This window comes from Pedobacter sp. FW305-3-2-15-E-R2A2, assembly GCF_038446955.1.
Lineage (GTDB): Bacteria > Bacteroidota > Bacteroidia > Sphingobacteriales > Sphingobacteriaceae > Pedobacter.
This window is the reverse complement of sequence record NZ_CP151803.1, coordinates 3880272-3892849: the sequence shown is the minus strand read 5'-3', so window position 1 is coordinate 3892849 and position 12578 is coordinate 3880272. Positions and strand designations below refer to the sequence as shown.

General features: G+C 43.0%; 11 protein-coding genes. 5 read left to right on the top strand and 6 right to left on the bottom strand.

Annotated features, from left to right (window positions below; translation table 11 throughout):
- Nucleotides 1-3: 3 nt before the first annotated feature.
- Nucleotides 4-1125, bottom strand: coding sequence for a hypothetical protein (locus AAFF35_RS15470; protein WP_342327421.1), 1122 nt, complete (start codon nt 1123-1125; stop codon nt 4-6).
- The gene (locus tag AAFF35_RS15465; protein ID WP_342327420.1) at nt 1122-2327 is read right to left on the bottom strand and encodes an aminotransferase class I/II-fold pyridoxal phosphate-dependent enzyme; all 1206 of its coding nucleotides are present in this window, start codon (nt 2325-2327) and stop codon (nt 1122-1124) included. Before AAFF35_RS15465 ends, AAFF35_RS15470 begins: the two co-directional genes overlap by 4 nt.
- 444 nt (nt 2328-2771) lie before the next feature.
- Here AAFF35_RS15465 and AAFF35_RS15460 point away from each other — a divergent pair, with 444 nt between their 5' ends.
- Entirely contained in the window at nt 2772-3116 is a 345-nt protein-coding gene (locus tag AAFF35_RS15460; RefSeq protein WP_342327419.1) for a hypothetical protein, read from the top strand.
- A gap of 75 nt (nt 3117-3191) precedes the next feature.
- Here the strand turns inward: AAFF35_RS15460 and AAFF35_RS15455 are convergent, their stop codons facing one another.
- Nucleotides 3192-3836 carry a hypothetical protein gene (locus AAFF35_RS15455; protein WP_342327418.1) on the bottom strand — a complete coding sequence of 215 codons (645 nt, stop codon included), beginning with the start codon at nt 3834-3836 and terminating at the stop codon, nt 3192-3194.
- A gap of 227 nt (nt 3837-4063) precedes the next feature.
- Here AAFF35_RS15455 and AAFF35_RS15450 point away from each other — a divergent pair, with 227 nt between their 5' ends.
- The gene (locus tag AAFF35_RS15450) at nt 4064-4915 is read left to right on the top strand and encodes a dienelactone hydrolase family protein (RefSeq protein WP_342327417.1); all 852 of its coding nucleotides are present in this window, start codon (nt 4064-4066) and stop codon (nt 4913-4915) included.
- On the opposite strand, the gene AAFF35_RS15445 is transcribed toward AAFF35_RS15450, so the two are convergent.
- Nucleotides 4896-6794, bottom strand: a complete 1899-nt coding sequence (locus AAFF35_RS15445; protein WP_342327416.1) for a 7TM diverse intracellular signaling domain-containing protein — start codon at nt 6792-6794, stop codon at nt 4896-4898. The genes AAFF35_RS15450 and AAFF35_RS15445 overlap by 20 nt on opposite strands.
- Before the next feature lie 387 nt (nt 6795-7181).
- Between AAFF35_RS15445 and AAFF35_RS15440 the strand changes: the two genes are divergently transcribed.
- Nucleotides 7182-7490, top strand: coding sequence for an RNA-binding protein (locus tag AAFF35_RS15440; RefSeq protein WP_062548794.1), 309 nt, complete (start codon nt 7182-7184; stop codon nt 7488-7490).
- Nucleotides 7491-7597: 107 nt separating this feature from the next.
- Here AAFF35_RS15440 and AAFF35_RS15435 read toward each other — a convergent pair whose 3' ends face one another.
- Nucleotides 7598-8197, bottom strand: coding sequence for a hypothetical protein (locus AAFF35_RS15435; RefSeq protein WP_342327415.1), 600 nt, complete (start codon nt 8195-8197; stop codon nt 7598-7600).
- Nucleotides 8198-8294: 97 nt separating this feature from the next.
- Between AAFF35_RS15435 and AAFF35_RS15430 the strand changes: the two genes are divergently transcribed.
- Together AAFF35_RS15430 and AAFF35_RS15425 are read left to right on the top strand one after the other, a co-directional pair.
- Nucleotides 8295-9521: a sterol desaturase family protein gene (locus tag AAFF35_RS15430; RefSeq protein WP_342327414.1), complete on the top strand. Its 1227-nt coding sequence runs from the start codon at nt 8295-8297 to the stop codon at nt 9519-9521.
- Nucleotides 9496-10185 (top strand): lysoplasmalogenase, encoded by a 690-nt coding sequence (locus AAFF35_RS15425; protein WP_342327413.1) that lies wholly within the window; start codon nt 9496-9498, stop codon nt 10183-10185. The genes AAFF35_RS15430 and AAFF35_RS15425 overlap by 26 nt, the downstream gene beginning before the upstream one ends.
- Here the strand turns inward: AAFF35_RS15425 and pbpC are convergent.
- A complete protein-coding gene (gene pbpC, locus AAFF35_RS15420; protein ID WP_342327412.1) occupies nt 10182-12578 on the bottom strand; it encodes a penicillin-binding protein 1C in 2397 nt (798 codons plus the stop codon). The genes AAFF35_RS15425 and pbpC overlap by 4 nt on opposite strands.

The following is a 12578-nucleotide window of genomic DNA, read 5'->3' as shown; positions in this document are numbered from 1 at the left end:
TGATTATATTGATTTTTCGAGAATTCTATACTTCCGGTAGAGTTTGCCATTGATCTGTTCAATGGCACTGTTTACCATGGTGTTGTGTTCTAAAGTCCAGGAAGCTTCTGCATATTCAAATTTTTTCTCCTGAAAGGTTTTGATCGTCAGTCCGTACAGACAGGCTTCGATTCCCATTTTACGGTAACCGTCCATCACACCAAGGGCCATAATTCTAAGGCCTTTGATTTTCCGTTTATACCATAGCAATTTGATCAGCCCCCATGGGAACAAACGACCTCTTTTAACTTTAATGAGTGCCTGGTTCAGGTCTGGAACGGAAAGTGAGATCGCCACCATTTTTCCTTCCTGTTCTGCGATGTACACAAAGTCAGGGTCGACAATCATTTTGAGGTCTTTGGCGAGGTAATGGAACTCCTTATCTGTTGCCGGAACAAAACCTGTATTATGGTCCCATGCGGCGTTATATACCTCACGTACTTTCACTACCTCATTCCAGAAATCTTTCATATTGATCTTTCTGATGATGATGTTGTTCCGTTTCAGGCGTTCCTGAATGGCTTCTGCCAGTTTTAAAGAGCGGTCATTGTACGCACCGGCAAGAAATTTATAAGCCCTTAAATCTACCTTTTTAGCAAAACCTGCGTTTTCTAAAAGCTGCAGGTAATAGGGTGGGTTATAAGGCATCATGGCTACCGGAGGACCATCGAAACCTTCAATTAATAAGGCACAGATGTCGTTGGTAGAGAAATTCAGTGGACCGACCATGCTGGTCATGTTTCTTTCTTTCAGCCATTTTGTTGCCACTTCGATCAGCTGATCGGCTGTTTCCTGATCATTGATGCAATCAAAGAAACCAAAGTGACCTTCTGTGGTATTGTTTTTCTTATTGTGGTTGTTGTTCTGAATGGCCGCAATTCTCCCTACAACTTTATCTCCTTCGTAGGCAAGGAAACATTGTAACGTTGAATGTTCATGAAAGGGATGCTTACCAGGAGTAAGCATATCACTTTGTGCAATAAATAATTCCGGAACGTAGTTCGGATCATTTTTATGCAAATCATGTGGGAAATCAATAAAAGCGGCTAGTTTTTTCTTGTCGTTTACCGCAACAATGTTTCTCATATTTCTACCTGAGAAGGTTTTAATTGTACTTCTTTGGCTGCTGATGCAATCTTTTCAACGGCTTCTTCAATCTGTGCGAAAGTATGGGTAGCCATTAACGAGAATCTGATCAGGGAAGCATCCGAAGGGACTGCCGGAGAAACCACCGGGTTTACAAAGATTCCGTTATTGCTCAGGATATTGGTAATCATAAAGGTCTTATCATTGTCCCTGATGTATACCGGGATGATCGGGCTATCGGTATGGCCGATATCAAAACCTGCCTCCAACAATAGTTTTTTAGCGTGGTTTGTATTTGCCCAAAGCTGGTCAATGCGTTCCGGCTCTGATTCAATGATGTCTAAAGCAGCAATTACACTCGCTACTGCCGAAGGTGGCATACTTGCACTGAACATTAAAGAGCGGGCTCTGTGTTTTACATATTCAATCGTTTCTTCTGTTCCTGCAATGAAACCTCCCAAAGAAGCCAGAGACTTGGAGAAGGTACCCATGATCAGGTCTACTTTATCTGTAAGACCGAAATGAGAAGCTGTTCCTGAACCATTAAAACCAATTACCCCTAAACTATGGGCATCGTCCATCATGATGTTTGCACCAAACTCTTCTGCAATTTTAACAATCTCAGGTAAGTTAACCAGGTCACCTTCCATGCTGAAGATTCCATCGGCAACGATGAGTTTAGCGGAGTCTTCCGGTAAGCGACTAAGCTTCTTGCGAAGATCATCCATGTCATTGTGGGCATATTTGATAGACCTTGAAAACGAAAGACGGCTGCCATCAATGATCGAAGCATGGTCATATTCATCCAGGATCAGGTAATCGTTTCTGTCCAATAAACAGGAAATCACACCCAGGTTTACCTGGAATCCTGTACTGAAAAGAACTGCTGCTTCCTTACCAACGTATGCTGCAAGCCTTCTTTCCAGTTCTATATGTATGTCAAGCGTCCCATTCAGGAATCTTGATCCGGCACAGCCTGTACCGTACTTATCAATTGCAGCTTTTGCTGCTTCTTTAATTTTTGGGTGGTTTGTCAATCCCAGATAGGAGTTAGAGCCAAACATCAGCACCTTTTTTCCATCTATAACCACCTCAGTGTCCTGTGCTGATTCTATGGCCCGAAAGTAAGGGTATAAGCCTTTTTCCTTGATTGCTGTAGCGTCTTTAAAAGCGGCTATCCTATCGTGTAATTTTTTGCGCATGCTAGTACTGTATGTTTAGATCACTGAGCTTTTGTTGATGTGTTGTGTTTTCGTTGAGAAATTATTAGCTCTGTATTTAATAATCTCACCCTGGGTTTAGCTTGTTAGTTTGACAAATTTGTCAAATACAAAAAAACTTATCAAATCTAAGATCATAAACACAGAAAACAAAACTTGAGGTCATCCAAGTTTGAATATATTACTTTTTAAAACAAAAATTACAATTTTCTTATAATTTCTCTAGGTTTTAACCTTAACAAAGTAGAAAGCCTCCACATCAATTGTCAACCAAGTATACAATATTGATACCAAAAAATAAAGTGAATTTTAAAAAAGCATTATAATTCACCGCATTAAATTTAAAAACGAGCATGCTGTACTCGGATAAATGAGCCCGAATCTGACTGATTTAAAGATTTTGTGTATTTTTGAAAAAAAGATTAGATGAGTACTATTAATACCATACCGACGTTCGAGAATTTTACAGAATTTTACCAAAAAGCTGTTGAGCCATTAAAGCAGGAAAATATCGCCTACATCAGGTTAGATGGAAAGCTAAAAGGAGGAACAAGAAACATTTTTGCCTACTTCTGGTATAACGATAAAAAATGGAGTGTTTCCGCAGATACTTTTATCGACAGACTGAAGATTGCTTTTGAACTTGCTCAGAAAACAGCCGAGCCTTTCGTAATTAAAGCGACCAGAGATCATAAAGGAGAATCTTTATCTATCAAAGGACAACCGATCAGAAACAACAAATTCAGTGTTTATAAAGTAGGAGAGAGATAAAACCGAATACTTAACACCTAAAAAAGGCGATCAGGTTAATTACCGGGTCGCCTTTTTTTATGGAACGAAAGAAGATTAACCTTCTCTTTTTACATAAGTTTTGTTTCCGTTTTTATTGATGTAATATTTTCCACCACGCGGACCGGTTAAAATTTCTTCTCCGTTTGGTCCTTTCAGGCTTCTGTCAACTGTTGGCTTATAATCTTTCGGCGTTACGGTCGTCGTTGCTTCTCTTTTTACCTGAGTTGCTCTGGCTTTGGTTTCTTTTACTGCTGCTTCGGCTTTTTCTTTATTAGCGGTATAACGCTTATCCGGTGTACCATCTTTTTTCAGTCCTGGAGTAGCACTTGCTTTCACTTCTTTTACTACTTCGTCCTTTTTAGCTGCAGCTTTTGTGGCTGCTTTTTTCGGAGCTTCAGCAGCTGCATCTTTTGCATTCGCGTAACGTTTGTCAGGGGTACCGTCTTTTTTAAGTTTTGCACCTGCAGATGCTGCCTGGTCTGCTGCTTTTTTAGCATCCGCTTTTGCGGCTTTCTTCGCGGCTGCTGCCTCTTTTTTTGCTGCTGCAGCTTCTTTTTTCGCGTCGGCTGTTGCTTTGCTTACTTCTTTTTTGGCCTTTTGTTTTTGAGTCGCAACAGCTTGTGCAGGCTGAGCTGTTTGTGCCATGCCTAAACTCACACAGAAGCTCAGGATGGTTAATAATGAAAGTAGTTTTTTCATGGTTTTCTTTTTTGATACGCTGTTTTATAAATGCTTCTTAATTTATTTTTCTGTAGGCTTTACAAACATTAAACCAATTTAACATATTACCAGGAAATTTCTACCAAAAAACTAGAATATTTTACAGTAATTTTCTTAGGGTCAGCGCCGTATAATGCGTCTGTCGGTTTCTTGTCGCAAAATAATGCTTATCTTGCTATAGATTTAGCCCATTTAAACCTTTAATTATGGATCAGCGCATTATCAACCTTTACGATGAATATACCCATAGCGGCATCAGCAGAAAAGACTTTTTAAAGAAACTTGCCGTTCTCACCGGAGGCACAGCAATGGCCTTAACCGTTCTTCCATTATTGGAAAACAACTATGTTGCTGCAGCGGAAACCGATAAGGAAAACCTTAGCCTGGAAAACATTACCTATCCAGGGGTAGAAGGCGAAATGAAAGCTTTCCTGGCCAAACCAAAAGGAAAAAAGCATTTAGGAGCAGTATTGGTCATTCATGAGAACCGCGGTTTAAATCCACATACAATAGCGGTCACAAAAAGAGTCGCTGCTGCAGGCTTTTTAGCCATAGGAGTAGACGCACTGTCTCCTTTTGGGGGCACGCCTGCCGATGAAGACAAAGCAAGGGAGCTGATCGGTCAGCTGGATCCGGATAAAAATCTTCAGAACTACCTCAAAGGATTGGATTATTTAAGAAAACATAAAGACGGAAATGGAAAAGTAGGTTGTGTAGGCTTTTGCTGGGGTGGAGGGATGGCCAATAAGCTGGCGGTAAATGACCCTGAGCTTCTGGCCGCCGTAGCTTATTACGGAGCACAGGCAAAAACCGAAGACGTAGGAAAGATCAAAGCAAATATCCTCCTGCATTATGCCGGACTCGATGAAAGAATCAATGCTGGAATCCCTGCCTACGAAGCCGCATTAAAACTTCATCACATCCCATATCAGTTGTTTATATATGAAGGAGTGAATCACGCTTTCAACAACGACACCTCTCCGACAAGGTACAATGAAGCTGCTGCGAAGCTGGCATGGGGAAGGACCATTGACCTGTTTAAATCGAAGTTGTCGTAAAGGGGATTTCAATAACCACAATGGTTCCATGTTCAGATTTCCTCCGGATCTCCATCTTTCCATTAAAATAGGCAATTTTGGAACGGATACTGTCCAGTCCGATTCCCGATGAGGTTTGGGAAAAGGGAAATTCTATGCCCTTACCGTTGTCTTCGACGATGATGTTGACATGGTCGCTATGTTCGACCACTTCCAGGTAAGCATTGCTCGCACAGGCATGTTTAATAATGTTCGTGAGCAGCTCCTGAATGATCCTGTAAATGTCGTTTAAAAAAGGAATGGGATAGTGCCCGCAGGATTCGAATCCAATGATGGCATATTCCAATGCGGTTTTTTCGGAAAGGTTGATTTGATAGACCAGGTCTGTCAATACTTTGTTCATGCCGTATTTCTGAATGCCCCAGGGGCTAAGCGTATGGCCTAAGGTCCGGATGGCCTGAGCAACATTTTTCAGGACTTCTTCTGCTTCTTCCAGTTTTTCTTTCGCACTTTCCTTCACATATCCTTCGCCGGTCAGTACCGAAGAAATCTGCCAGGTGGCGATGGAAAGCATACTACCAACATCATCGTGCAACTGATCTGAAATTTTTCGTCGCTCTTGTTCCTGGGTATCGATAAAGCCTGCAGTGATTTCCTGCTGCTTGATATTTATGGCCTGCAGGAGCGCTTCCCGCTCCAGGCGATAGCTGTTGAAACGTTGTGCAAGTCCAAAAGTTAAAATAATGGCTTCCAGGATCAATCCTGTTTGTATTCCAAAGGCCGACAGGTAAGAATTGCTGACTTCTTTTGAGCCGGCATGAATAAATAATTCTGCCAGTCCGAAGAAAACCAGTGGAGATATCGCAATCAGGTAAAACCAGGCTTGTTTATTTCCAGCTTTGATTTTTTGGATGACACTTGCGAAGATAAAGATACAGGTAAAGAGGCCAAGGCTTAGCATCAGCACCAACATCGGATAGGTCAGGTTGGCGTAACCAGGAGGGCTTACCGGAACCAGGAATAATAAGGCTAAAAAGATAAAACTGATTTTTAAAACGAGGATGGGCAGGAAGAGTTTGCTGGCCTTTGTTTGTCCGATAAAAGCCTGCATAAAATGAAGCAAGACAAAATTCATCAGACAATTAAAAACCGGACGCGAGCGACTGGCAAAATAAACAGTGTCTGGCCATAGGTATTGATAACCGTAGCCTTTGTCGGCAATGATCCATAAACAGATTAACAGTACATATAAGATATAGTATAGGTACAACCGGTCCTTTACGGTGATAAAAAGAAACAAACCGAAGAGGAGGAGGACCATTACTGCTCCGGACAGGATGCCGTTGATCAGGTTGTATTTTGCCTGCTTGGCATAGAAGCTGGCCCGGGTTAATATTTCCGTACTCATCTGAAGAGACTCATTGTGTTTATCTATGCGAATCAGATAACGGCTATTCCGGATAGGAGCAATTCCCGGAATGGAGCCGGAAATCAGGGGAAAAACGAATAACCTGCAGGGAACAGGCCTTTGTTTAAACTTAAAATGATCTCCGGTCTGGTATTTCAGGGCTGGCTTTCCGGAAGCGAGTTCATAGAACCTCACATCATTCAGGTGGGCATCCCCGAGAACAAAAAACAAACTGTCCGGATTGGGAGGAACATCGAGCAGCAGCCAATACACCGATCTTGTAAATCCTGCATTATATTGATGACCTTTCCAGGCCCGGAAACCCCCGGCGATATATTTAGCATATGCGGCCTCAGGCCCGAGATCAATGTTCCGGTCTTCCAGCATAAAAATGCTTCCGGTTTTAGGAGGGATTAGTTTATAAGGGCTCGAATAAGCAAAATTTCCACCTAAAAAGAGCAAAAGAAGGAGAGCGCCAGCGCAAAATTTCATATATTTTTTTTGAAATCAGCAACAATTCAGGAGTAAGATTAACCAAAGATTTTAACATTTAAAAGAAATATCCTTGATTTATATCCTTTAAACTGCAAATGCCTCCGGTAAATTCCCGCGATATCAGGGCTGAGGCTTGTGGCCACATACTGAGTAGGTTGAGCCAAAGGAACAAGCCTTTATGAGGATGGATGGAAAACAAAGGAATGAATTAAAAGAGGTCACAGATTTAAGTCTGATCTTTTTTTCAAAAAAAAATATCGTAACTAAAACAAAAAAGGCCTGCTGGTTGTTTTGAAGATTAAATTGATAATTATACTTATAACTGACACTAGCATTGGAATTTAAGCTAAAAATGCTTAACTTTGTGCAAATTTTTAAACATTAATGAAGATATTTATTACAGGCCTTCCGTTAGAAGTAGGGGAAGATGAATTAACAGCCGTATTTGGTGATTTCGGTCAAGTAAAATCACTTAGGATTATCAAAGATCGCGAGACTGGTCAAAGTCGTGGTTTTGGTTTTGTGGAAATGCCGGTAGAAGAAGAGGCAAAAGAAGCGATCAAACGCATGAACGGTGGCGATTATAACGGTAATCGAATTAAAGTTGCTGAAGCTCAGGAAAAACCAGGTACTGGTGGCGCCGGAGGCGGTGGTGGCTTTAAACGCAACAACCGTACAGAGAAAAGCTATTAATAGCTTTTTTCTTATTACAGTTTAAGATGCTATTTTTATAGATCAATCCATATAGGGCAGCAAATATGACTTATATCCTATTTGCTGCTTTTTTATCTGGATAAAAATCAATCCTGGTTTACCAATGCGGTAACCAGACTTTTCCACTGTGGATAAGAGAATCCAATCTTAGCACTCCATCCAACCAATACATTCCTGACGTTATTGATCAATACCGCACTGTCTGAATTGGGAACTTCGTTACGCCCATGAACTTCTGCATGCACTTCAAGTCCCTTTCTGAAAACTTTAAAGGTGGAGGTTGCTTTATCTTTGAAAAAATGTGCGGTTTCCGGATCCGGATGTAAGGGGTTGGCTGTTGGCCTTGCCCGCATCACGAGCGATTGTCCCTCTGCAGACTGCTCTTCCCTGATCAGTTCTACCACTACCCAGTCAAAACCATCTCCGGTAGTCGTTCCGGGACCAGGTATGTTGATTTTAAAATGATCACCTTCCCTGGCCTCACGCCGAACTTCCTTACCGGAAGCATCCGTCAATGTAAATGTTGCCGAGGCGAAGCCACAAAGCTCATCCCAATTGAAAACTTCGAGTAACCTTGTCCTTGCCAATGCATAAAATTCTTTTGCTGCTGCTTCATCTTTAAATGTTGTTTTTTCAAAAACATCCATTTCTGATCCTTCTTCCTGTTTTGGGATATCGTTGTTCATTTGAGCCTTTTTTCTAACAACACCTTAAGGCTGATTTTGTTTCCTTTGGCCCTGTCTTGCAGGCCGTATTTACCGTCATTTTTATTAAATTAGTAAAATGAAAGTAGATTACATTGCTTTATCCGTCCCTGTATTTTTCATCCTCATAGGGATAGAACTGGCCTGGAACTTCTACAAGAAACTGAACTATTACCGGTTCAACGATTCTATCGCTAACCTGAGTCAGGGAATCGGGCAACAGCTCACGGGTATTTTCATGAAAACGGCTTTATTCTTCGGCTATAAATACATCTTTGAAAACTGGAGGTTACTTGACCTGCCGCAATCCATCTGGATCTGGATCATCCTTTTTATTGGTGTTGATTTTTTCTATTACTGGTTCCACCGGATGAGCCATCAGGTGAATGCCTTATGGGCAGCACATATTGTACACCATCAATCTGAAGAGTACAACCTGACTGTGGCCTTGAGACAATCCTGGTTTCAGGGCTGGTTTTCCTGGGTGTTCTACCTGCCACTGGCACTGGTGGGTTTCGATCCGATCATGTTTCTCACGCTAAGCTCATTTAACACTTTATATCAGTTCTGGATTCATACCCGCGCCATCAAAAGTATGGGCCCATTGGAATGGATCTTAAATACCCCTTCCCATCACCGCGTCCATCATGGCTCCAATCCAAAATATATCGACCGGAACCATGCCGGAACGCTGATCATCTGGGACCGCCTGTTCGGTACTTTCCAGAAGGAGGAAGAAGAGGTGTATTATGGAATTACCACGCCATTGGCCAGCTGGAATCCGCTTTGGGCCAATGTTCATTACTGGGATGAACTGTTAAAAACTGCCCGGCAAAGCCCGCGGTGGGCTGATAAGATCAATGTCTTCCTTAAACCACCAGGATGGTTTCCCGCGCATTTAGGTGGATTTAAATCCGCCCCGGAAATCGATCCTTTAGTGTATAAAAAGTATGATCCGCAATACCATCAGCAGCTGACCGGTTATGTGCTTGTCCAGTTCGTTGTAGGCCTCATTGCCGGTTCAGCCATCCTTTTTTTACACAGCAGCCTTCCTTCTCCGGCCCTGATCAGTGGAGCAACCTTCGTGATCTTAACCTTACTGACCTGTGGCGCCTTGCTGGAAGAAAAGAAATGGAAGGTTAAATTCGAATATGCACGTTTGGTATTGGGGATTTTAATAGTTTTGCTGTTGGATTTCCCGATAGGTTATCAGGTCATATTTTCTGGCCTGAACATCTGCTCGGCGGTCTGGTTTTATAACCTTCAAACAAAGAATGTAGATGCTGAAGAAATACCTGAAGTTTAACCTGTTATTTGCGCTGATTTTTATCCTGCAGATCTATGCAGAATTTAATGAATTGAGTACCCTGAGGTATGTGATTAAGCCTTGTATTGTGCTTTCGCTGTTGCTGATGCTCTACACCCAAACCGGGCTAAAGGGCAGGTTTCATAAACGCCTGTTTACCGGACTGATCTTCGCCCTGGCGGGGGATGCCCTGCTGATGCTGGCCTGGCAGGACCCTGCATATTTCATGTATGGCCTGGTGGCTTTTTTAATCTGCCATATTTTTTACATTAGCGCATTTTACCTGGATTTCCGCTCTGCGCAGGAACTGGATAAGAAAGGAGCGAGGATTGCAATCATCTTATGTGCGCTCTTCAGCATTACTTTTTACTTTTATTTACGTCCGCATTTAGGCGGAATGAAACTTCCGGTAATGATCTATACCTTCGTGATCAGCATGATGATGATGATGGCAGCATTCCGGAATCAACGCGTGAATACCCTCAGCTTTAACCTCATTCTTTTTGGCGCCCTGTGTTTTCTCTTATCGGATTCCATTCTTGCCTATAACAAATTTGTGAAGGGTTTCGACTTTGCAGGGGTATTGATCATGGCGACCTATATGGCGGCACAATACCTGATTACGATGGGTGCGGTGGAACGCAAGCTGCTGAAAAACGATTAATGCTTTCCTTTCTCTTTATCCAGCACCGTAAAACTCTGCGTTAGTCTTTCTCCATTTTCATCAACCAGTGTCAGGGTATGTTTTCCTGCCGGAGGACTTACCGCCAACTGGTGATACGTTTTAGTCGTGGCTACATACTCATTGTCAATATGCCAGTAGATCTTTGCATTGCTATTGCGGTGTGTCGCATTTAACACCACCTTTCCTCTGCTTCCATCAAATTCTACCGGAATGTAAACGCTGGCATTGTTCTTTGGATAGATCATTTCCATGACGTAATTGCTGCCAGCATCCGTACAACCCGGTTTAAAAGGAGGCAACATCTTATAATCGCTGTTTTTGATTTTATAATAATACTCCATTGCCGGCGGAAGGACGAACCAGGGCTGATGAACCATCATTGCCGTAGATTCACATTGATCAGTGACCCTGTAACTGGCAGTACGGTCCAGGTGGATGAGCTTATGGTATGGACATAGCCCTGTTTTTTCTCCGGAAGGGGATACCAGTTCTTCTAAGGTTTCCCGGCAATATTCGCCGGCTTTATAGCCGCTCTGTTTACAAACTTTCATTTTGCGGAGCTGATGTTTAGGCGTCTGGAACCATTTGCCGTTTGGCAGCTGACGGAAGATGTCAAAAAGCACCGGAGCGGCAACATCAACACCTGTTAAACCGGGACGGCCTTCGCCATCGGCATTGCCCACCCAGACACAGACCACATATTGTGCCGTCAGTCCAATCGCCCAGGCATCCCGGAAGCCAAAGCTTGTTCCGGTTTTCCAGGCCACCCTTTGTGAAGAGGAGAACTGTTCCCAAAGTCCTTCTTCACCAGGCCTCATGAGCTCTTCCATGGCATTAAATGTATTCCAGATCGAACCGTAGTCAATGGTAGAGGTCAGCTGTGTTTCGTAAGTATCGAAACGCTCATCACGTTTTGCTTTCACATAACCGGGGGCATCATAATCATGAGGATTATATTTTCCTTCGTACTCATTAAAGTGATTCAGTGTCCTTGCCATGCCCATATACGTTTTGGCCAGATCCCACATCGTAACTTCACTACCGCCCAGAATAAGCGACAAACCATAATGATCTGCAGGTTGGTTCAGGGTACTGATGCCCATCTTCTTGAGCTTATCATAAAAACGCTGGTATTTATAACTCTGCAGCATTTTTACTGCCGGAATGTTCAATGAACGGCTTAAGGCGCGGTCTGCGGGAATCGCGCCATCGTAACCCAAATCATAATTCTGAGGGGAATAACCATTGATTTGCGTAGGAACATCAGGAATCAGCGTTCGTGGCAGGATAAAACCATCGTTCAGCATACTGGCATAGAGCAAAGGTTTTAAGGTACTGCCCGGACTTCTGGGCGCTTTAATCATGTCTACATGACTTTCCAGTTCTTTATTTTCCGGTTGATAAATGTTCCCAACATAGCTCAGTACAGTTCCGTTTTTGACATCCAGCACCAATGCCGCGATGTTATTGATGTCGTTAGCCCGATACCGGTTGTTATAGCGTTTCAGTAAGGCATTTAGTTTCAGCTGAAGGTCAAAATCCAGGGTAGACCTCAGACTTGTGGTATTGTTTTTTAAGACCTTTTGTTCTGTTTTAAAGCGGTTGAGCAGGTGAGGGGCATTTTGAGGCAATTGCTGAGGCTTGCCGGGAATGGGTTCCAGCTTGGAAAGATTGGCCGTTTCCTGGTCTATCATTTTTAATCCGGCAATTTTATCCAGCAGGTCGTTTCTCTTTTTGATCAGCTTTGCGGAGTTTTTTCCAGGATGAACCAGGGAGGGACTGTTTGGAAGAACCGCCAGGGTCGCCATTTCTCCCCACGACAAGCTTCCGGCACTTCGGCCGAAGTACCGCCAGGAAGCCGCTTCCAGGCCAACCACATTACTGCCAAAAGGCGCGTTTGCGGCATATAGCTTCAGGATCTCTGTTTTGGAATGGGTCAGTTCCAGCCGAAAAGCAAGGATCACTTCAATCAGTTTCTGCCAAAAGGTGCGGCTTTCTCTTCGCGACAGGCGGATGACCTGCATCGTCAAAGTACTGCCACCACTCACCACACTTTTAGCCTTCAGGTTCTGGCGCATCGCCCTTGCAATCGCCAGAAAATCTATCCCCGGATGGGTAAAGAAACGTTTGTCCTCAAAGGCGACAATACATTGCTGAAACTTCTGCGGAATGGTATCTGCCACAGGAAAACGCCATTGCCCGTCTTTCGCAATCGCGGCGCTCAACAATTCCCCATTGGAAGCTTCTACCACATAAGAGGTAGGATTTAAGAATAATTTTGATGGCAAAAGGAACCAAAACCAGCACAACAATAAGACGCAAATCACATCGCTGAACACCAGTTTTGGTTCGTAACTGAACTTTTTAAACAT

Coding starts and splice junctions, on each gene's coding strand:
- AAFF35_RS15455 (WP_342327418.1), bottom strand. CDS start 3,836: ATGAAAAAACTACTTTCATTATTAACCATCCTGAGCTTCTGTGTGAGT.
- AAFF35_RS15445 (WP_342327416.1), bottom strand. CDS start 6,794: ATGAAATTTTGCGCTGGCGCTCTCCTTCTTTTGCTCTTTTTAGGTGGA.
- AAFF35_RS15470 (WP_342327421.1), bottom strand. CDS start 1,125: ATGAGAAACATTGTTGCGGTAAACGACAAGAAAAAACTAGCCGCTTTT.
- pbpC (WP_342327412.1), bottom strand. CDS start 12,578: ATGTTTAAAAAGTTCAGTTACGAACCAAAACTGGTGTTCAGCGATGTG.
- AAFF35_RS15430 (WP_342327414.1), top strand. CDS start 8,295: ATGAAAGTAGATTACATTGCTTTATCCGTCCCTGTATTTTTCATCCTC.
- AAFF35_RS15465 (WP_342327420.1), bottom strand. CDS start 2,327: ATGCGCAAAAAATTACACGATAGGATAGCCGCTTTTAAAGACGCTACA.
- AAFF35_RS15460 (WP_342327419.1), top strand. CDS start 2,772: ATGAGTACTATTAATACCATACCGACGTTCGAGAATTTTACAGAATTT.
- AAFF35_RS15435 (WP_342327415.1), bottom strand. CDS start 8,197: ATGAACAACGATATCCCAAAACAGGAAGAAGGATCAGAAATGGATGTT.
- AAFF35_RS15425 (WP_342327413.1), top strand. CDS start 9,496: ATGCTGAAGAAATACCTGAAGTTTAACCTGTTATTTGCGCTGATTTTT.
- AAFF35_RS15450 (WP_342327417.1), top strand. CDS start 4,064: ATGGATCAGCGCATTATCAACCTTTACGATGAATATACCCATAGCGGC.
- AAFF35_RS15440 (WP_062548794.1), top strand. CDS start 7,182: ATGAAGATATTTATTACAGGCCTTCCGTTAGAAGTAGGGGAAGATGAA.